Raw genomic sequence first — 20,749 nt, 5'->3', positions numbered from 1 at the left:
GTAGCGTATATCCTTCTCTGTGTGACTTTCTCCGATCTTCGACACAATCACTCCTTTCGCCTATTATGAGGCTTCTTTGAGGTGTCCGTAAAATCGGGTTAGAACCCTAGTAACTCGCTTGAGTTTAGCCTTTAACCGGGCATTTTAGGCATCTTTATCTGGCTTCTTAGCTTCCCGAGGCGTGGCCTTGCCATACTTCTTGATCCAGTCATACAAGCTGTAGGTGGTTGTAACAAGCCGCTCAGCCACTCCAACCACGGAATAGCCCCGTTCAGTTATCTGTTTTACTGCTTCCTTTTTAAACGCTTCGGAATATCACTTGCCACTCATAGGCACTTGCTTAAAGATAGATTTGAAAGCTTTTTGGTGCCTAGCAAACCCTGCGAAGTCCATTCAGCCTGGAAGCATGAAGCGATTGCCTAAAATTCCGTGTAAGAATGCCCGGGCATACATGACACGCCTCCTTAGGTTTGGTCGCGTGTTGGAGGGCTCTATCGTGTCATGTATGCACTCTTTTTAACTTAACCTCTTATTCCTGTTCATTATTTTCTGAGTTTATCTCAGGGTCTGCCCGCTAAATCTATATGTTTATATCTTGTATCTGCGAACCCGACAACCGGGTTCACAGCCTCATGATCATACCGGGCCGGTGGCGTCTCACGCTGCTATCAGATGCTTAGGGACTGCAACTCCACCCGGGAAACCAACTCTTCAATACCATTGACACTCTGGTACACATCAATTCTGGCCGGCACTCCCCCGGCATTGTTTATAAACCAAGATTCAGAGTAACCCTCTTCCACCCCGTCATCGTTCAGGTTCTTGATCAATTGATGCACTGTACTGAATGTTCCAGCGGGAACCGTAATCGACTGGCTGACCGACAGAGTTTCCAATATGGACTCACCAGTATCAGCCGAAAGCGTCGGAATCTGGACACCAAGGTTGGTTCCGGTGGTCGTGGAGACTACTGAGGCTATGAACCAGACCATGCCGCTGCAAATAGTTTCCGGCGATTCAAACCTGGGGGGATCAAAGACGGTGTTGGATTCAGATGTCACAGAAAACCCCTGTGCCGTAGTGGTAGCTTCAGTGTCCGTCTCGGTAGAGTAAAGCCAGCCATTGGAGCGCTGAATATAAGAAGTTGTTCTCGAGAGTGAGTTGGAGCTGAATCCAGAAGCACTTATCTGTTGATCGGTTTCCGTGGTCGTCGAACTATCGGAAACTGCCGTATAGGTCGTGGTGTAACTTATGTTGCCGGTCATGCCGTCCTGGAATATGCTCCCTGTATAACTGGCAACAGTGCCCACTGTGGGATTGGTAAGGTTGATACAATCGCCACTTCCCTGATTCAGAACCGAGTTCTGCCCATCACTGCTCCCACCGGCACCGTCCGGTGGCGAATAGCTAAGCGCTGTCAGGAGGGCGTCGACAGAGTCAATAAACGTGACTTCTGTCCAGGGGCCACCCAGAACATAAAAATTGCCTTCATCTATGTTCAGTGCACCGTAGACCCCTGTTTCTTCGTAGAACCGCGCCAGCCAAGAAGCGCCTGCGGCCTCTGCTTCGAAAGTCTCGGACCCGGTGGGAAACAGCTCCGGAAGCAGCGCTTCCGCCTGCTCCATAATGAAGTTGAAAGGAGCTAGAAAATTTGTTTGAGCAAAATTAGAAGCGCTGAAACCCAGAGTAATCAGTGTAAGGCATACAGTCGCAATCTTTTTCAGCATAGGATTCTTGTTCATTGGCCTACCTCCAGGAGTAGTTCAGGTTGACAGTGAAATAACTCAATCAGCTCAACTCCAGACTATATCCCGGTTGGGATTCGGTTGCCAGCATCGACCGTACACCCAGTAGAGTCCTGTATTCTTAGGCCATCGGGACACAGCCCCGATGGCGCCCTCGCATTCGGCCAATCCTGCTTTGTGGGCTTGTTGGATTGAGATCTCCCAGAGGACTATACTCTGCACCCGGCTCACCATCCCCGGGTAGACGACAGGCAGAAATCACGCTGGTAACATTTACTAATTGCTACCTTTACCATCTATCAGATACAGGACAGCCGGTAGCAGTAGTAGATCACCCAACAACGCGAGAACCATAATGATGGATGCGAACATTCCGACATGAATGACGGTCGTAAACGATGCCAAGTAAAAAAACACTGAAACCTGCGGCCAGTACAATCGAGCTGAAAATAACTGCCCTTCCGGATGCGGGTATTTCTTTGTGATCTTGAGACCCTGCTGAACTCAGATCAGTCGTATGAAGAAATCAAAAGCCAGCTATTGGGATTGTCCGATAAGGCAATGACGCTGGGTATCAATGGCAGCCCGAAAGAGTTTATACGGCAGGCTTTGGTTGCATCCAAACTAAACGACTAGCCTCTGGCAGGTCGAGACTAAATCCAAAATCGCCGCAAAGCGGACCTAGCGGCTAGGTCGCCTAATAAACCCAACTCGGACATTAGTAGATTTTGCTTGATAGATCAGTGTATCCGAATGATGTCAGTATCCGTAGGCTCCGATTGAAGGCTGTGAACCTGACCAAAAACATTGCACTCTGGAGCTCCTCCATAGATCAGAGACCTGCGAAAGCAAAGTCCTACGCGGTGGTCGTCTTTGTTGGAGATTCGCTGTCATGGATAAATGAAACACCGCAATTCCAGGATTTTCCCGCTAGAACTGATGTATACACCCAGGGGTGGATAGTGTATAAATCGCGCCTCTTCGAAAGCCCAGAAAACAGTAACTGGAGATATTTATGGAAAATTTCAACTTGGAGAACATAGACACCGCCATGCTGATAGATCTGGCAATCACCTACGGTACAAAGCTACTAGCGGCACTAGCAACGCTGGTAATTGGATTGTGGGTCGCCGGAATGATAGTCAGAGCAATAAAAGCTGCTTTCACGCGCAGCGGGATGGATCCATCGCTACAGGGTTTCCTGGGTAGCATGGTCTCGATATTGCTAAAAGTCCTGGTGTACATCACTGCGTTGGGTGTTCTGGGTATTGAGATGACTTCCTTTGTTGCCATTCTCGGTGCGGCTGGCTTGGCAGTGGGTTTAGCACTTTCTGGGACGCTTCAGAACTTTGCCGGCGGTGTGATGATTCTGCTTTTTAAGCCGTTTAAAGTCGGCGATGTCATTGACGCTCAGGGATATCTCGGCTCAGTGAAGGAGATCCAGATATTTGTGACAATTATGACTACTCCGGACAACAAGACGATCATTATTCCCAATGGCCCGCTCTCTACTGGCTCATTGGTGAACTTTTCAACTCAATCAACTAGGCGAGTCGACTGGACCTTTGGAATAGGCTACGGAGACGATTTGGATAAGGCTTATCAAGTGCTCGATCGACTTATCGCTGCCGATGACCGAATTCTCAAAGATCCGGAACCATTCAGAGCAGTAGTAGAGCTGGCAGACAGTTCCGTGAATATCGTGGTTCGCTGCTGGGTTGATGCGGCAGACTATTGGGGAGTTTTCTTTGCAATGAACGAGCAGGTTTATAAAACGTTTGACAAAGAGGGCCTGTCAATCCCCTATCCACAACAGGACGTTCATATTTACCAGAATCAGCAATAAATCAGAAACTGAAACACGAAACCAACTGCAATGGTGCCGATTGACATGGATGCGCCCGGCGTCATTCAACAACGATTCCAAGTCGGAGAACTTTGTATGTTAGAAAATAGCAAGCGAATTATTATTGTGCTGTTCGTATTCTTGGGGACCAACGCACTCGCTCAGCAGAGTGGCGATATTGTCACCGAGATTGAATTGGGAGCCATTTTCACCTCTGGTAATACTGAAGAGGAAAACGTTTCATATGGTGTGACTGTTGATTGGCTTAGAGAGAATTGGGAGTATCAGTTCACATCTGATGGGCTCCGCAACTCTAGGTTTGGGGATGTCACCGCGCAGAGATTCTACCATGTGGCAAGAGGGCGCAGGCAGATAGATGAAAATAGCTTCTGGGGGGTTCGGGGCGCCTATGAAGATGACCGCTTTAATGGATTCGACTACCAGGCAGATGTGACCGTTACCTATGGGCGCAATTTTCTCACTGATGTTGACAACATGAGTCTATCAACTGAAGTAGGTCCTGGTTATCGAAGATCGGTAACCGAGATTGATGAGTTCAACGAAGTCATCATCAGGGCTGCAGGGGAGTACGTGTGGAACATGTCGGAATCAGCCAATTTTTTCCAAAACCTGTCGGCGGAAGCTGGTGATGAAACGACAATCTATCGATCGGAAACCGGTGTGGAAAGTGCCTTGATGGAGAACCTGTCCTTACGATTGTCGTTTAATGTAAGACATCAAACTGACGTCCCGTTTGGGCGAGAAAAAACGGACACGCAGACTGCCGTTTCCGTTGTGTGGAGTTTTTAGAGATTGCTAAAATAGAAATAGTTCCATTTTAGTGACGTGCTGGAGCATTAGTGCTACTCGGCACACAATTAAACTATGTAAGTAAAGATTAGGAGCGAAGTATGGTTTACAAAATAGATGAAATTGAGGGTATCGGGCCGGCCATGAAAGAAAAGCTGGCAGTCGCTGATATATCAACCACCGATGATTTGCTGAAACTCTGCTGCGACAAGTCAGGACGCAAAAAAGTTGCCGAACAAACTGGTTGTACCGAAAAGCAACTGTTGAAATGGGCCAATATGGCAGATTTGATGAGAATTTCGGGAGTTGGCGAAGAATATTCAGAATTGCTGGAAGCGGCCGGAGTCGACACAGTAAAAGAACTACGTAACCGCAACGCCGCAAACTTGGCTGAGGCTATGGCTAAGGTGAATGAAGAAAAGAAGTTGACTCGCGCAGTTCCCAGTGCGTCAGTGGTAGAGAAATGGGTGGATCAGGCAAAAACCCTTGATCCGCTAATCACGCACTAAGTAAGCGCCTTCACGAATTCGCGGCGAATTGATACAGAGATTTCGCCGCGATATTTCGTTCATTCCAAGTGAGGTGGTTCTTAACTTGTTACAGAAACTTTTTGGCCAGACCTCCGAGTCCACCGACAGAATCAAGTAGTGAACCACCAGCGCTGGATTTATCCACCATTTCGGGTAACAGATCTTTTAGCCCTTCAAGTAGCGAGCCCTCGTCTGTATCTAGCGCTTGAGCAGCTTCTGCGATTTGATTTCCGCCAAGTACCTGTTTCACTTGATCTGTTGAAATCTCGTCATTTTCACCATCGCCTAACCAGGACTCCGCTACACTACGCAAACCCTCTTTATCCAAACCATCAACCAATCCGGCTAAATCCAGGCTATTGCCAGACCCAATGAGTTTTCCTACCACGCCTTTCACAAGATCCGAATTGGCTCCACTATTGCCTATTTTGTTACCAAGGGTTTTTACTGCAATATCCAATAAATCCATTGTCATAGCTCTCGCACGGTTATGTTGAGATTGGATTCTAGCAGAAGCTCAGCGTCAGCATATCCCTTTGTCTGGACTTCCTAAGCCAAATTTGGGTGATTTCAGACCGACCGTGATTCGTGAGATGTAGCAGATTGTGGCTGGATACACTCCTAATTTAGGGCCTACATCGCCCAAGCTCTATCTGGAACTCGGCCAACTAGATGTGTTTTGATACACTAAGGCTAGTATTACCTCTTTTCTCAAAGGAGTCTTGGAATGAATAGGTCCTCCACCTTGTCTTTGTCGACGCGCGCGCCTAGTCGCAAGTTCCTCAAAATGGCTGTGTTCCAATTACTGTCAGTGATTCTGGTTGCTACCACACCCGTGCTCATGACAAGTGCTCGTGCAGCTTCTGACGAATTGGATGCATCAAGGTGCTTTGCGCTGAATCTTTATTTCGAAGCCAGATCGGAAGGACAAGATGGAATGGTTGCCGTAGGTTGGGTAGTGCTCAATCGAGTGGGCAGCGATCTTTACCCAGACTCAATCTGCGCTGTCGTCTATGAGGGAGGAGAGAGACCTCCCTGTGAGTTTAATTGGTGGTGCGACGGAAGGAGTGATCGCCCCACTGAGACTGAATCATGGGAATTGGCACAACGAGTCTCCGAAATGATGCTCAATAACCCACCGGCCGATCCTACCGACGGGGCACTGTGGTTCCATATGGACTCCATCCCAGTTCCAGTGTGGTTAAATTCCAGGGAACGAACCCTGCATTTAGGCAACCACTACTTTTATAAGTAACTCTCCAGAAAATCAAAGCATCTTGATAAAAAATTATGCTGAATTAAACAAACATAAAGATTCCACATTTAGAGTACTGGCCGAAATCTTAACAGGATATTTAAAAGTGCTGATTTGCACTAGCGGGATCACGACCACCCACTAAAGACTTGGTATGCTAGATTTCTTGGATGAAACTTTTAAAGTGAACGTCGGCTTCGAGGCCGGTTTCTGCCCTCCGGCAACGCCGCAGGAATGTCGGCTTTAAGATCATGATGTCTTGAAACGGACCTTCGGTAAAATTGTAGCTACTACCGATATTAAACCCGAAGCGGAAGTAAAGGAGCAATCAAATGCTATTAAAAACAATCGGTTCAGTTAGTTTGGTGTTCCTAATACTTTCGGGTATGACGGCGATTGCTCAACCTGATAAACCTGAGCCTATGCTTCCTATCTATAAAGACCCACCTTACTATCCTAGGTCTGCAGCTGAACAGGGGATTGAGGGCTGGGTTCACGCAAAATTTAACGTCCTGATAGATGGCACTGTAGACAAGTCGTCAATAGTAATCCTAGACGAAGAACCAAAGGGGGTTTTTACACGTCCTGCAATTCAATCCGCAGAATCTCTTAGATTCAATCCTAGACTTGCTGAAGACGGCACTCCAGTTATTGTTGAAGGCGTAACGTATTTGTTTCAGTTTGCATTTAGATCAGAAGCTACTGACGGTCATTTTTCAGACGCCTATACAGGGCGCCCACCACCCTCTATAGATTAGGAGATGACCGCTATGAAGCCGGTTTCTGCCCTCCGGCAACGCCGCAGGAATGTCGGCTTTAAGATCATGATGTCTTGAAACGGACCTTCGGTAAAATTGTAGCTACTACCGATATTAAACCCATAGGAGACCTAAGGGAATTTTTGATTCTCAGATGATTTTGCAGTTTTACGTGACCGTAAACTGGCCCATCATTCCCTGGTCTTCGTGCTCGAGTATGTGACAATGGTACATGTACGGGTACTTGTCTGTTGCCTCATGGTCAAATCGCACAATAAATTCAGCGCGATCGTCTACTCTAACGGTATCTTTCCATCCCGCATCTGCATCGGTAACCGGTATCCCCTCCTGGGATAGTACAAGAAAAGAACAGCCGTGCACGTGGAATGGATGGCTGCCGTCATAGGATCTAACCTCCCAGCGCTCCCATTGGTTTCTCCTTACGCGTTCATTTATCACCTGCATATCCATCGGACGGCCATTGATGCCCATGGACATCTCCCCGACTTCTCGTCGTCCAAACAAGAGGCGCCGTCTTCTGTCATCATCGTCCATAAACAGCTCGAACCGACGCACGGGCCAGTCACTGCGGACGGTTGGCCTGCTGATAGTATTAAGGCTGCGTGGCAAAGGGCCACGGAATGCAGGCAGCCTCGGATCGACGTTGAATTCCAGGATGTCGAACGTATCGTTCATTCCGCCTGGTTCCCAATCATTGCGCCGGCCATCTCCATTACGACGCTCACGACTGTCTTCATCCCTTCGCTCACGACTATCCCTATCCCTGCGTTCCCGATTATCCCGATCTCTTCGCTCAGTATTAGCCGCACCTATGAGCCCGGGGCCGCTTACCAGCATAGCGGGATTGCCATCGGAAAAATCCACGACGATCTCGTTTCGTTCACCGGGCAACATGACGACTTCGCGGATAGGCACTGGCTCTTCAAGGAAACCGCCGTCCGTTGCGATCTTGTAGAAAACCCGGTCGTCGGAAAAACGAAACCGGTAGTATCGGGCGTTGGAACCATTCAGGAGACGCAACCGGACCAGCCCGGCGGGTACTGCTCTTACCGGATTGGCAATTCCATTAACGGTGATGGTTTCCGCCATAAGTCCATCTTCGGCATCCTCCACTGAGTAAATCAGCCTTCCTTGGCTATCCAGAGTGCGATCCTGAACTACTACAGGCAGATCATCCACGCCATAAGTTTTAGGAAGGGGCAGTGAGTCACTGTTTTCATCATCGATAATAATAAAACCGGCGAGCCCCTTGTAAGTCTGCGGGCCCGTTTTGCCGTGCGTATGCGGATGGTACCAGGAGGTACATGCCTGCTGGCGGACAGGCAGTTCCAGAGACCAGCTTCCACCCGGTTCGATCTCCCGCTGCGGACCGCCATCCACTTCACCTGGCACGTGCAGGCCATGACCATGAACGGCTACAGATTCAGACAGCGTGTTCCTGTATATAACAGGTACATCCTGCCCGTTGCGTACCCGGACGGTCGGACCAAGGTAGGGGCCGTTGAATCCACTGGTAGTCGTTTTTATACCTGGAAGCATTTCCCAGTCACCCATCCCCATCGTGAGCTCAAGCGGAGTATCGTTGGTTGATTCGAGCAGTTTAGGAATGGGCATTTCTCTTTTAGCGACGCTATTGGAACGCCACACCGCTCCCGAGTTTCTTACCCCTAAGGGAAGTAAGAGCCCCGAACCTGCCAGCGTCAACGCCCCAAGTCCTAACCCACCACTGATAAATTGCCTTTTTTTCAAAGGTGTATCTCCTATATTGATGAATGGCTGCCGGAGCAAAAGTACGATCATCCATGTTGACTTCTACTGGGTGAATGTAAGTCTTACACACAATTTTTAAGGTAGTTTTATGAGGAGAAAATAACTGTGCAAAGGATATGGCTGATTCCTCCGGCCATTAATCCTGTGATAACAATTAGGGTTTATACTCAGAGTTAACCCGATCAAGCGACGTTGAGGGAGAATAGGATGCGACTTCTAGTCGTTGAGGACGAACAGCGAATTGTAGATGTTCTGAAGGAAGGGCTGGAAAATGCTGGTTTCGTCGTTGATTCAGTCAGTACCGCAGAAAACGCCAATAACGCGCTGACCAGTATTTCTTATGATGCTGCGGTGCTTGATCTGGGATTGCCAGACGGCGATGGTATAAGTGTTTTAGAGTCAGCCCGTCGCCGGGGTACGCAATTGCCGATTCTTATTCTTACTGCTCGAGACGCGGTAGATGACCGAGTGCGGGGACTCGATGCTGGTGCAGACGACTACCTGGTCAAACCGTTTGCAATTAAAGAGCTGGTATCAAGGATAAAGGCCTTGTTGAGGCGTCCCGGAGGCGTACTGGGTGCCGTGCTGGATGCCGGCAACGTAACACTGGATACAATAGGGCGCGAGGTAAGTGTGGCAGGAAATCCACTTGCACTTTCCCGACGTGAAATTTCGATTCTGGAAATAATGCTGCGGAGATTTGGGCGCGTCGTACCTAAGGGAGTTCTCGAAGAAAAACTTTATGCTCTGGACAATGAGCCCGAATCAAACGCAATCCCTGTTCATATACACCTTCTGCGCAGGAAACTGGCAGACAATCAAGCTACCGTTGAAATCCACACTGTACGTGGCATAGGTTACTTGTTGGTAGAGCAGATGCAATGATTCCAATGCGACCTGGATCATTACAATTACGGTTGGCTCTCAGGCTGGGTTTCGTGTTCCTTCTGGCTACGATTCTGGCGGTCGGCTTATTCTTCTATCTCGGTAATCGAACGGCTGAGGCACTTACGCGACAAGACCTGTTTGACCAGGCAGAGAACCTGGCCATTTCACTGGATGACAACCGTCCGTTTATGCCCTTCGATCAACTTGTGGAAGCAGGCATCATTGAATCTTCTACGGTATTTGTTATACGCGACCGGGACGAAGACACTATTGCCAGCTCAGGTGAGGCCTTCGAAATTGCCACAAGGGAATTTACGTCGATGCGAGGCCAGTTCCAGTATTTCACCCTGGACTCATTCGGTGCGCAATCTCAAACATATACCGGGCTTATCACGCGCGAAGGAAGTGAGCGAGGCCGTGTCACGGTTATAGTCGCTGAACCCTATAATCCTGAAAATGCAATTCTGTCCGCTATGTTGGACGAATTTGCCGCCACTGCAGCCTGGATAGTTCCAATATTCGTACTGACAACCCTCATGGTCAGCGTTGCCGCGATTCGGGGTGGTCTGAAACCATTGTTGGAGACGGCGTCGCAGGCTAAGAGTATCCGACCGGAGAGCTTATCGATTCGTCTGGACACAACCGCTCTGCCAACTGAAATCGCACCAATGGTGACGGCCGTCAATCAGGCTTTGGGTCGTCTGGAAGAGGGGTTTGAGATTCAGCGCCGTTTTACTGCCAACGCGGCCCATGAACTCCGAACACCGCTGACGATTATCAGTGGTGCAATTGAGAACCTGGATACCAAGTCAGATACAAGCGCCTTGCGTCTGGATATCGAGCGCATGAACCGTCTCGTAAATCAATTGTTGCAAGTTGCCCGCCTCGATAGCGGTGTATTGGACAGATCGGAGAAAGTTGACCTGCAAGCCTGTGCCCGCGACGTCGTTGAATACATCGCACCATTGGCTATTTACCGAAACCGAAAGGTTGCGCTTACTGGAGTAACCCGGCCCTTGGTAATTCAAGGGAATCGCCATGCCACAGAAGATGCTCTACGAAATCTCGTGGAGAACGCGCTCAACCATACACCTGAGAATACAGAGGTGCAGGTAAATGTGTCTGAAGACTTCACAATTGAAGTTACAGATGAAGGACCAGGTATCGACGATGAATTAGGGAAGCAGATTTTCGATCGGTTTTGTCGTGCGCCTTCGAATACCACTCCTGGTGCGGGATTAGGGCTGGCAATAGTTTCGGAAATAATGAAGCTCCATGAAGGAACTGTCGAATACTTTAACCGACCAAGTGGAGGAGCCTGCTTTCGCCTGCACTTTAAGCGAAAGTTGGAAAATCAGCTTTTCAATGCATCGTGTCCCGACAATCTGGCTAAAAATACCTAAGTTCTTGTGCTTGAGAGTGTGGCAGTAGTACATTTACAAGAGCGTGTACCGGGAACCAAAATTATCAGTCTGTACACTTATTACGCGAAATGGCCAATGTCCGCTTCGAAGCCGTGAGCTGACTATTGGTAGATCAAGAGCTACTACTGCTATTAAACCCAAAGCCGCCGTTCGTTACCGGAATGAGGTGTAATACAATTTTACACACTGATTTTGACCACTAACCGCAATTTTTCGCCATTTTTGGTTGGTTTGGAAATCGCGAGCAGGAAAAAGTGTCGAAGTTATTTACATTCGCGAATTTCCATCGAATCTTCATTTTCCTTTAATCCCTGAAATTGTTTGTATTTTAGTGTTAGGCATGAATTTTGCATTTCTTATTAAAAACCACTTGTTAGAAATAAAGAGCATCCCTAATGATCTTTTTTAGAGCACCCGTTAGAATTCTCAGCATTTTGGCTCTGCCGTTCCTTTATGTTGTGCAGACGATTCCTGCACAGGGCAATCCCATTACCCATTTTAGTGGGACGACCGTGCTGACCTATGACTCCGCCGTGCCGGATCTCTTCAACGAAGTGTCCGTCAACAAGAATCCTACTTACATTCAGGATGATCAGGATACGGCGGGTGGCGCAGCAAGCGGAAATCTCACTTACACAGGAAGTGCTGGCACAGGAACTGCCCAGGCTGAGTCCTCGCTGGCCGGTGGAACCTTAAAGGCCAAGGCTCAGTCCACATCGCTCGCCAACACAGGTCCCTTCAATTTGAACGGCTATGCCTTTTCTCGGGCCGATTTCGGCGACAGCTTCCGGGCCTATGATGGTAACAATGCCTTCCAGTGGACCAGTGCGACAGAAGTCACCTTCTCCATTGACCTGTCGGGTTTTGTTTCTCAAGGCGTTGGCGTAAATGACCGGGCAAATGCAAATTTCTTCATCCAAATCTTCGAGCCGGGCACGCTGGACTCCTACGCGCAATGGCTACTAAATGATGCGCCTTTCCCAACCGACCTCGCCAGCAACACCATCGTTTCTCAAGACTATCACCTCGGTGGGCAGATGTATTCGTGGCAGGTGCCATTTAACGTTCCGGGAATCCTTGATTTTTCCTTCATGCCTAATGGGGACTTTGACTGGGCGGCTGGTCTGTCAATGGATACGGCGGCATCGCTGACAGGAACATCCACCGCCGACTTCTTCAGCACGGCAAGCTTTTCCTATCAGGGGCCTGTTGGGGCTACGACCTATTCAGCGTCGGGCCAATTTCCAGGCACGTTGAACTTGAACGATGCGCCGACATCCAATGTTCCCGAACCCGGTGTGCTCGGTCTACTCGGTCTCGGCCTTGCAGGACTTGCTCTCTCACGTAGACGAAGAATTAAAGCCTGACTTTAACAATAAACTAATCTGAAACGAAGGGCAGCCGTACCGGCTGCCTTTTGCTATCTGGGAATCTGACTTCTGACTATCTTCTAGTTGGGACTGTTCTATATTTACATTCGACATTACGAATGACTGCTTTGAAGCCGGTAGCGGTCGTAGGATTGTGCAGCGGCTACGTCTGCTTTGAGTTCTGATACTGTCTGCCAGTTCAGATTCCGACTTTTACACATAAGGTTAGCCGCGATCACGCCGCCGAGCTGGCTGGCACAAACCCGCGCTACATATCCGACATAAAGAAAACAAAGCAGGAAGCCCTGTAGCCTATGTGTAGCCTAAGCCAATTTAACAAAACTGTCGAAGGCTTGATTTTATCTTAACTTATTGATTTTATTGGTGCCCGGGACCGGAATCGAATGCCTTTTATAAACAAATAGTTATCTATGTGTGGCGTAGGTTTGGCGTAGGCGTAAATCTGGCGTAATTGCTCAGCAATTTTAGTTCCGCCACGGGCCGGTTCAGGCAATTGGGTCTGGTAAAGAAGAACCGAGTATATAGCCCTCATCCTCGTCTCACTAGATTCCGCACTTTTGTTTTCGCCCCCCCCTGGGCACGATTGATCAGGTTCGATTCCGGAACCTACAGGATAGCGGCAAAGGCTATCGCTCACCCAAACCGATAGAAAATCAGCTTGAAAACCAACGAGGGTATCAACCGCTACCAGACCCCGAGAATCCAGCCTTCCAGTTCTGCCTGTTTTCGCTCGGGCAGGGTCAGTGGCGGTGACAAATATTGATCAAGGGTGCCACGCCGGTCGGCTTCCTGTAGCCATGCGGCAATTGACCATGCGTCGTGCTCGTCAGATGACCGGCCTTCCCTGGCGAAACGCCGTTTATATAAAGCCGGGTAGACTTCGACGATCACCGATTTTCCCTCCGGCACCTCAAAGCCGTCAAATGGCCAGAAATGAATATAGGACCGGCCTCCCGGCATCCCCCGCAACCATAACAACCACGGCAGACCGGCATGGGTGGACTTTGCCACCGAACCCTGCACGTCGAACAGGAACACGCTCTTGGTTGTCGCTGTCCATTGTTCGCACAGGCGCAACTCGGATGAATCACCGGTGCGAAGATTCCCTTCGCGAACGAAATCGACGTAAGTATGGGGATCGGCCGTCGGCCAATGGCGCATAAAATCTTCCAAGAAATCATCCCATCTGGTGAGCCCGTAGCGCTGCATATAACTCATCGGGAAGGAAAAACCGTGATCGATGCCGATGATCACCGGCTCACCAGATTCAATCGCGCGCAGACAATATTGCGCGACCTCCAGCCGCGACCAGTTTTTTGCACCCTCTGTTGGCGTGCTGACCTTTACCGGCTCACCATCACGCCCGGACTCGTAGACTTGAAGAGCCTTGAGCCGGCTTTCCGGCGTTTGCGCGCCGGAATAATCGATGCCGATGTAGCGTTGGAATTTCATATGTATTGTTCATTAAATAAATCTGTCCCCATAATATTCGTCACCACACGCCTCAAATTTTAGAAAAATCGCATATATTGTGCTGTGAGCAATTATTAACCACTATTTTTTGTGGTACCCCTTGAATTTATCATCAATAACCCCATTCTGTTCTAAGTATTCTTGCATGCTCACTGAGCGGGCCGCTTGGCGGTGCCGTGTCAGGACGAGCAGGCCCGGTGTCTCAGCAGGCTGAGACCAGGTGGGTTACTCCAGATGGCTGGAGCCCCAGAGGGTGCAACCAACGTCCAGTCGTTCTGCAAATGACCGTAACTTGGTCCTTGAAAGGCCCTTACCGGGCGGTCGCAGAGCTTATTTTCAGGACGGAGGTGGCTTTGGCCGGCGCGGATTTGACAAAAAGCTCAAAAAGGTAAACTAGAGCGGGGTAATGAAGCGATGACCAAGACATGCAAAAACGTGTCAGCTTGGCGCGGCGGTGGCTGTTAGGCTGTATTGCCACCATGTTCCTTGCATGCTCACTGAGCGGGCCGCTTGGCGGTGCCGTGTCAGGACGAGCAGGCCCGGTGTCTCAGCAGGCTGAGACCAGGTGGGTTACTCCAGATGGCTGGAGCCCCAGAGGGTGCAACCAACGTTTAAACGACTGGGCGAAGTGAACCGGTAAGGCCCAGCTCATACACACGAACAAGAAGAAATGTCCGACAGCCTATATAAAAAAGTAAGAAGTAGTCGCTCATTGCATAACGCATGGCGAATAGTGCATGGCAACGGCATCACCTCCAAATCAGACAAAACTCGTAAACAAGTCAAAGAATTTTACCAGGAATCTGACAAGCATCTCCGTCGTATCGGCAATCAGCTTTACAAAAAAACATTTGAGTTTTTGCCATCTGAAGGCGTACTCATAGAAAAACCTGGCAAATCATCAAAACGACCAATCGTAAAATCCCCGATTGAAAACCGTATTGTTCAACGCTCGATACTGGATGTGCTTCAGTCCCACCCACCACTTGCACCCTACTTCACAGTACAAACCAGCTTTGGCGGCATTAAGGATCGGGGCGTATCTGACGCCTTACGAGCCGCATACCAGGCGATCCAGTCTGGCGCGAGGTATTATCTGCGTTCAGATATAGAGTCCTTCTTCACCAAAATACCTAAACCAACCATTCTTTCCACTATCGGTGATACCACCACTGATACAGAATTTCTCGAACTGCTTAAGGGCGCAATAACCACAGAACTTTCCAATATGGAACAACTGGGTGCAGGAATACACGCATTCCCCATCTATGATATCGGTGTCGCTCAGGGTTCGTGCCTGTCGCCTTTACTTGGCAACATCCTGCTCAATGAGTTCGATATTAAAATGAATCAAGGCGATATCACCTGCATCAGGTACATCGATGACTTTATTATTCTTGCACCAACTGTTAAGGCAATAAATGCTGCTTTCAAAAAGGCGAACAACCAACTCAAAAAACATAGTCTAACGGCATACGATCCTAAAAATGATCATGACAAAGCCGAAATGGGAAAAACAACATCCATGTTTTCATTTCTCGGCTGCGAAATTAAACCGGGATTAATACGCCCTAATAGAAAGTCCCAGAAGCGTTTACTGGATAATATTGACGTATTATTCAATAACAGTGCCGCACTTATGGTCAACCCGGACGAACTCGTTAAGAAACATAGAACGGTCACGGAAACCCTGAATGATGTCAGCAATATCATGAAGGGCTGGGGTAATCAGTATTCATTCTGTAACGACCCGACCCTCATGCGGGCAATTGACGCCAAAGTGGATAAAAAAATATCGACATACTTATCCCGCTATGCGGCCGCCAAAACACGCTTTGATAAAGCTGGCGAGATGGATAATCGTCGTCGCCTGCTTGGGGTGCATTTGCTCACAGACAGCAAGAGAGACCCCATTATCAAACCGGCATGAAACAAACACTCAGGCCACAGCCTTTTCGACTATGGTGTCGGAGTCGAGCTGGGCAAGTGGTTTGCACGACGAGGACTTCCCCGGCTTTCCAGATGGCGTGTTGGATTGGTATTGACTTTATCCCCTTGCCTGCGAAACAAGTTTGCGATTCATTCCTGTTAACGTGCCAATAAGTTTTCTTGATAAATATTCTGCCGCATAAAGGGCTTGTACTTGTGCATTATCATTCATCCAAAAAGCTATTTATTTTGCTCAACCACCAAAGCAATGGTATCAAAGGCCACCTTTACCTTTGGAAGGAGATTCTCTCGCTCCGCCTTAGTTAACCACTTGTTCTTCGCGCCACCCTTCTGGTCGTAAGGATGAGAACCGGGTAATTTGTTTCTGTGCTAATGAATATCCCGCAAATTACTCGCCACATGCGGATAGGCAGTGTCGAATGGTGTATTTTTGGCAATCAACGAACCGTATTTAACCAATCCTCCATTCCTATCCTGTGTTTTTGAATGACCACCCATACCTTTCTGCCGCAGAAAAACAAAAAACTGACGGATGACAATGTCTGAAAAACTGTCTTGCAATCCGAGCCATTCTGAATAAGCGCCAGGAAAACGCGCCTTCGCTTCTATCAGGAATTGCATTGCATGTTCATACTCTGAACCAAGAAGATCGCGCCAAATAGGGCCGCTATTGCATCCATAGAGAGATACCAATATCTCTGATATCCAGTCCCGTGAGGCGCTATGTTGTCGGCGTATAACACCAAGTGACTTGAGAGTCCGATTGCAGCTAGCTGGCAGGTTTCTTTGTCTTAATCCAAGAGAGCTGAGTATGATGCCCCTTTTCTGAAGTTCACGTGCGCCTGCCAGTTGCTCCATGAGCGTACCTTTAAGCAAAGTCACCGCATGGCCAGCAGGTGCGAATTCCTTATCTTTAAGAATTGGCGCAAGAAGGCTTCGGCTAAGTGGATGCTCCATTGCCAATCTTCGTCTATCCCGAATCAGCCGATTGTCTTCGCATTTCATTAAAAAGTGCATTACACCCCATGAAAGCGCCACGCATCTGGATCTATTTCTGGCGTCGATCCGCGCCATTGGAAGTCCTCGTCGCATTTCATCAATGCCAGCCAAGCGTGCAATCAGATGCCATAATTTGCCACGAACATAGGAATATGGGACGCCAGTCTCCAGATAATCCAATGCTGCCTTCGCAATGCGGGTTTTATTGGGATAGTTCGCAAAATAGGCGACAAAGGCATCAATATGTTCCGGGTGTCTCGGCAAGAGCCTAAGCACATCATTGAGTATTTTCGTATCTTCCGGTGCTCGATACATGATGTAGCGGAACCGGGCTTTATCTTTGATTCTTTGAGGGCGACCACCAATCGCCGAAGCCAGGATCTTCCTCGCCTCGGCCGCGCTCAGAGACTTTTCAAAAGATCCTTTTCCATCTGCGGGGGAAATACTTGGAAGCGAACCCAAAGCCTCATCCGCCGTATTCAGTTTGCGTATATCAAACTTTGCGCTTTGCGGTATTAGTCCGCGATGCCGACATTCCTGCTCAAGACGAATAGCGGCCTCGCGCACCTCATTCTCAGTGCGCCCGAATAGGCGTATGTCATCAACATATCGAATATACTGAAATGACGCTTTCTGCAACTGAAGGTCGATCGGCAAGAAGTATGCTTCCGCCAGGAAATCGGACGCAATAGGCCCCTGCGGTATACCATGTCCCGTCATCGTGGAAATATTGTCAGCCGACCAGATACGCAGCCAATCCTTTACGATATTGATAGTTTCTGGTTCATCCCCACTGGGAGATACTATCGACAATAGCAAATCATGCGATATGGTGTCGTAGTATGCAGACAGATCAAAGTGTGCAGACCACCTTAGCCCATTATTGAATGCCTCGGTGCATTTATCCTGGAATGCGCTGTAGGTTGTCTGCCAGCGCTCCATAAAGAAAATCGAATCTCTTGGGCTTGCAAGCTTGTTACTAAAAACCGTCTCTAATTCAACACGCTGCCGCTTCTTATATAGTTTTGTGGCAAATTGGTTCGCAATGGCCTGAAGAACAATCTGATCCTCGATATCCAATAGTGAAAGCGGGCGTTGCAGGCCAGATGGCTTGGGCAGATATATGCGAGTCGCATGACTTGGCTGCCATGCCTTTGCTGCTAATGTTTTACGCAACTCCTTGATGTGCTCATCCGCAGCGCTTTCATATACCAAATACGCCTCTCGAAAGAAACGCAGCTTGGTGGCGCGTCTCGTCCGGGACGAAACGGACGCTGTTTCGAATCAGATCATGCCAATTTTAGTCGACGTTGAACGCGCCGACCATGCGTTATGGGACAAAGATCAACTCCCCGGGGAACGCCTCGCTTTCGCGCACGGGCGGTGCGAGGTAGGTGCCGGCCGCGGTGACCTTGAGCAGATCGGGAATCTTCGATCCTTCATCGTTCGGCACTCCGCCGAAGTTGACCTCGCCCAGCCACCCGCTGCGCGTCAGCATCCTGATGACGCGGCTCGGAGTGCTCTGGAACGCGACGAAGTTGAGTCCGACTGAAAAGCGTGAGCCGTTCGCGGAGGTCTCGAGAAACTCGTACCCCTGGCGGTAGATCCGCAGCGATTGAGGGTCCGCCGCGTTCTGGTTGTGTTGGAGGTTCGCCCGCTGAACATGGCTCCGGAGCAGCGTCTCGTCGCCCAAGAGTGGGGGTTCGAAGAAGTCGATGTTGCCGGACGGTTCACGCTGAGAGATCTGGGTTGTTCCGAGGACCGGGCAACCCGAGACGGGTTGCGGAGTGCCGTCGGGAGCGATCCGGTCGAAAGGACATCCCGTGACCTTGTCACGCCCGACCGCAATTTCTTGTTCGCGACGCGAGAGCGTCTCCCATCGGTCCAAGTCGACTTCGAGCCGGATGAACGTGAGGTATGACCCCCGTTCGTACTCACCCGTCGGGATTTTCAGCGCGACCTCGCGCTGCTCGCCGCTGCGCATGTTCGAGATCCCGTCGTGGAACCCAATCCAGCTGCGGTGGTCGTCGCGTTGGAACCCGTGGAATGACGATGCCATCGCAAGCACCGGGTAGCCCGTTAGTTCGTCGGTGTACGCGGCGAGGAACCGCTGCGTCTCCACAATGGCCCTGTATGTCGCGAGTTGGGTATCGGCGATGAACTGGATCGCGACGGCTTCGGTCGCGACATTCTTCACAATGTCCTCGCGGTAGTGCAGCCCGGCGCCGCGTAGCAACGCACCGCCACCTGAGGTGTGTGGTGAGAGGAAACGGAATTTCGGCCTCAGGCCGTCCGGCACTGCGCGTGTCCCCGAGAGTTTGAAGCAGTTCGGCCCGAACGCGATCAGTGCGGTCAGATCTCCGTGCGGCACGGCCAGTGCGACCCCAGGCACCATGCCGTTCTTGAGATCCGCGATATGACGCCAGAGCGCATCGATGCAGCGACGAGTGCTCAGGCCATCTGCGTTCGGGAGTGCTTCGAGGAAGCAAATAGCGAAGAAGCTCCCGGGTCGCGCACCAGATTGAAAGAAGATGCCCTCTTGGAAATCGGTGGTCACCCCCGGTCAGGCTCCACAAACACACGGCGGGGCCCGTTGCGCACGAGGGCGGTTTGGTTGTTGTACTCATCTTCCACCTGCCTGACGAAATCGCAGACCGATGCGTCGCTGCAGGAGATGGGGTCCGTGCTCTCGGTGAGATCGATGTATTCTTCATCGCTGACTGCCGACTCGGAGCCGATCAGCAGGGCCGGACCGACTTCGATGCGCTTCACCACGTCGTAACCGCCCGTAACCTTCTTCGTCTCGGAGCCCTCGCTGACGTCAATGTCGTCGAGGAAGGCGCTGTCGTTGTCGCCCGGGCCGAACTCAATGCGCTGTCTGCCGCGGGAGAAGCGAATCCATTCGGCCGGGATCGGCTGATCGTTGATCGTAAACACGCTGTCGGTGAACTGGTTGATGTACATGCCGAGCGGATTCGCGAACGCGATCTGCCTCCCGGCGTAGGCCTGCTGATGAGCGGCTGTGGCGGCGGCGGGATCGGCGTGTCGGCACGCGAGCTGTACGGGCGGGTTCTCCTGTCCGAAGTGGGTCGCCCGGAAGATCTGCTCCTTCGTTGCCGGCTGACGCACGCCGTTGACGAGGCGTGCGTATGGATGCGCCCCGAACATCACGATGTAGAGCAAGTCGTCGAGCCCGTTGATGGGGTGCGTCATGAACAACGCGTTCTCACGATTGAGCGCACCGATCGGTTGACGTGGGACGATGAACTGGCCGGTCGCTGGGTCCTCGAGCGAGCTGCTAAAGCCGTGGCCCGCGACCTGTCGAGAGAAGTGGATCTCGCGTTCGCGTGGGGATAACGCGTGCGGGTCTTGGTGCGCGTAAAGGTCCTGCCACGTTGGCTGAAACCCAAGCACGCTCTCGGCTACAATTTGTAGCAGATCCGGGTCGTGCATTGCGAGCGTTACCCAGTACTCGCGAAGCTCTGTCGTCACGGTGACGCGCTTCGGTCGTGTGCTGCCGTCCGGGGCGATGCGGTACACAACCGTGTACTCGCAGTACTCGTTGTGGAAGGCGTGTCGCCCTCGAACACCCCAATCGCTGAGGTTCCGCGCAATATCCTCATTTCTGCAGAACAGCGGCTCCGCAGGATCGCCGAACCAGGATGGACGTGCCTCGATCGGATCAGAAACCGCGTTGGGGTCGATGGAGAAGAACCGGCTGTTGTAGGCAGCGTTCTCGTGGAACTTCCTCTGGATCCTGTCGTTCCAATCCTGCTTAATAGCGGGCGGAAGCGCCTCGGTGTTGCCAGGAGAGTCGTAGAGCATGAGCATCCTCCCTCGAAGAATTCTTGCTGATGAACCAAAGTGCTCGTCTAGCCAGCGCGGGTTG

At 50.4% G+C, this 20,749-nt stretch carries 15 protein-coding genes and 1 pseudogene; 8 read left to right on the top strand and 8 right to left on the bottom strand.

The window, feature by feature from the left end; all coding sequences use genetic code 11:
* Window positions 1-144: 144 nt before the first annotated feature.
* Together R3F50_16665 and R3F50_16660 are read right to left on the bottom strand one after the other, a co-directional pair.
* A pseudogene (locus tag R3F50_16665) lies at window positions 145-330 on the bottom strand (transposase).
* Between the two features lie 338 nt (window positions 331-668).
* Window positions 669-1,742 carry a hypothetical protein gene (locus tag R3F50_16660; protein ID MEZ5491922.1) on the bottom strand — a complete coding sequence of 358 codons (1,074 nt, stop codon included), beginning with the start codon at window positions 1,740-1,742 and terminating at the stop codon, window positions 669-671.
* A 1,018-nt stretch (window positions 1,743-2,760) separates the two neighbouring features.
* On the opposite strand from R3F50_16660, the gene R3F50_16655 reads away from it, so the two are divergent.
* From R3F50_16655 to R3F50_16645, 3 genes are all read left to right on the top strand, one after another.
* Window positions 2,761-3,591: a mechanosensitive ion channel gene (locus R3F50_16655; GenBank protein ID MEZ5491921.1), complete on the top strand. Its 831-nt coding sequence runs from the start codon at window positions 2,761-2,763 to the stop codon at window positions 3,589-3,591.
* 30 nt (window positions 3,592-3,621) lie between these two features.
* Window positions 3,622-4,401, top strand: a complete 780-nt coding sequence (locus R3F50_16650) for a DUF481 domain-containing protein (protein MEZ5491920.1) — start codon at window positions 3,622-3,624, stop codon at window positions 4,399-4,401.
* Between the two features lie 101 nt (window positions 4,402-4,502).
* Window positions 4,503-4,910, top strand: a complete 408-nt coding sequence (locus R3F50_16645) for a DUF4332 domain-containing protein (protein ID MEZ5491919.1) — start codon at window positions 4,503-4,505, stop codon at window positions 4,908-4,910.
* 88 nt (window positions 4,911-4,998) lie between these two features.
* Here the strand turns inward: R3F50_16645 and R3F50_16640 are convergent, their stop codons facing one another.
* Complete coding sequence (locus tag R3F50_16640) at window positions 4,999-5,400, bottom strand: YidB family protein (protein ID MEZ5491918.1); 402 nt, start codon at window positions 5,398-5,400, stop codon at window positions 4,999-5,001.
* Between the two features lie 1,118 nt (window positions 5,401-6,518).
* Here R3F50_16640 and R3F50_16635 point away from each other — a divergent pair.
* Window positions 6,519-6,944, top strand: a complete 426-nt coding sequence (locus R3F50_16635) for an energy transducer TonB (protein ID MEZ5491917.1) — start codon at window positions 6,519-6,521, stop codon at window positions 6,942-6,944.
* Window positions 6,945-7,112: 168 nt separating this feature from the next.
* Here the strand turns inward: R3F50_16635 and R3F50_16630 are convergent, their stop codons facing one another.
* A complete protein-coding gene (locus tag R3F50_16630) occupies window positions 7,113-8,579 on the bottom strand; it encodes a multicopper oxidase domain-containing protein (GenBank protein ID MEZ5491916.1) in 1,467 nt (488 codons plus the stop codon).
* Between the two features lie 363 nt (window positions 8,580-8,942).
* Between R3F50_16630 and R3F50_16625 the strand changes: the two genes are divergently transcribed.
* The 3 genes from R3F50_16625 to R3F50_16615 all read left to right on the top strand — a co-directional run bounded on the left by R3F50_16625 (window position 8,943) and on the right by R3F50_16615 (window position 12,414).
* Window positions 8,943-9,620, top strand: coding sequence for a response regulator (locus tag R3F50_16625; protein ID MEZ5491915.1), 678 nt, complete (start codon window positions 8,943-8,945; stop codon window positions 9,618-9,620).
* A 53-nt stretch (window positions 9,621-9,673) separates the two neighbouring features.
* Window positions 9,674-11,026 carry an ATP-binding protein gene (locus tag R3F50_16620; GenBank protein ID MEZ5491914.1) on the top strand — a complete coding sequence of 451 codons (1,353 nt, stop codon included), beginning with the start codon at window positions 9,674-9,676 and terminating at the stop codon, window positions 11,024-11,026.
* Between the two features lie 416 nt (window positions 11,027-11,442).
* Window positions 11,443-12,414, top strand: a complete 972-nt coding sequence (locus R3F50_16615; GenBank protein MEZ5491913.1) for a PEP-CTERM sorting domain-containing protein — start codon at window positions 11,443-11,445, stop codon at window positions 12,412-12,414.
* A gap of 708 nt (window positions 12,415-13,122) precedes the next feature.
* Here the strand turns inward: R3F50_16615 and R3F50_16610 are convergent.
* Complete coding sequence (locus tag R3F50_16610; GenBank protein ID MEZ5491912.1) at window positions 13,123-13,890, bottom strand: hypothetical protein; 768 nt, start codon at window positions 13,888-13,890, stop codon at window positions 13,123-13,125.
* 691 nt (window positions 13,891-14,581) lie between these two features.
* Here R3F50_16610 and R3F50_16605 point away from each other — a divergent pair.
* Complete coding sequence (locus tag R3F50_16605) at window positions 14,582-15,841, top strand: reverse transcriptase domain-containing protein (protein MEZ5491911.1); 1,260 nt, start codon at window positions 14,582-14,584, stop codon at window positions 15,839-15,841.
* A 389-nt stretch (window positions 15,842-16,230) separates the two neighbouring features.
* Here R3F50_16605 and R3F50_16600 read toward each other — a convergent pair whose 3' ends face one another.
* The 3 genes from R3F50_16600 to R3F50_16590 form a co-directional block, all read right to left on the bottom strand.
* Window positions 16,231-18,075 (bottom strand): reverse transcriptase domain-containing protein, encoded by a 1,845-nt coding sequence (locus R3F50_16600; GenBank protein ID MEZ5491910.1) that lies wholly within the window; start codon window positions 18,073-18,075, stop codon window positions 16,231-16,233.
* A 115-nt stretch (window positions 18,076-18,190) separates the two neighbouring features.
* Entirely contained in the window at window positions 18,191-19,417 is a 1,227-nt protein-coding gene (locus R3F50_16595) for a Dyp-type peroxidase (protein MEZ5491909.1), read from the bottom strand.
* Window positions 19,414-20,685 (bottom strand): hypothetical protein, encoded by a 1,272-nt coding sequence (locus R3F50_16590; GenBank protein ID MEZ5491908.1) that lies wholly within the window; start codon window positions 20,683-20,685, stop codon window positions 19,414-19,416. The genes R3F50_16595 and R3F50_16590 overlap by 4 nt, the downstream gene beginning before the upstream one ends.
* Window positions 20,686-20,749 lie beyond the last annotated feature (64 nt).

This window comes from Gammaproteobacteria bacterium (genome assembly GCA_041395725.1).
Taxonomy (GTDB): Bacteria; Pseudomonadota; Gammaproteobacteria; order Pseudomonadales; family Pseudohongiellaceae; genus NORP240.
This window is presented reverse-complemented; position numbering and strand designations above follow the sequence as displayed.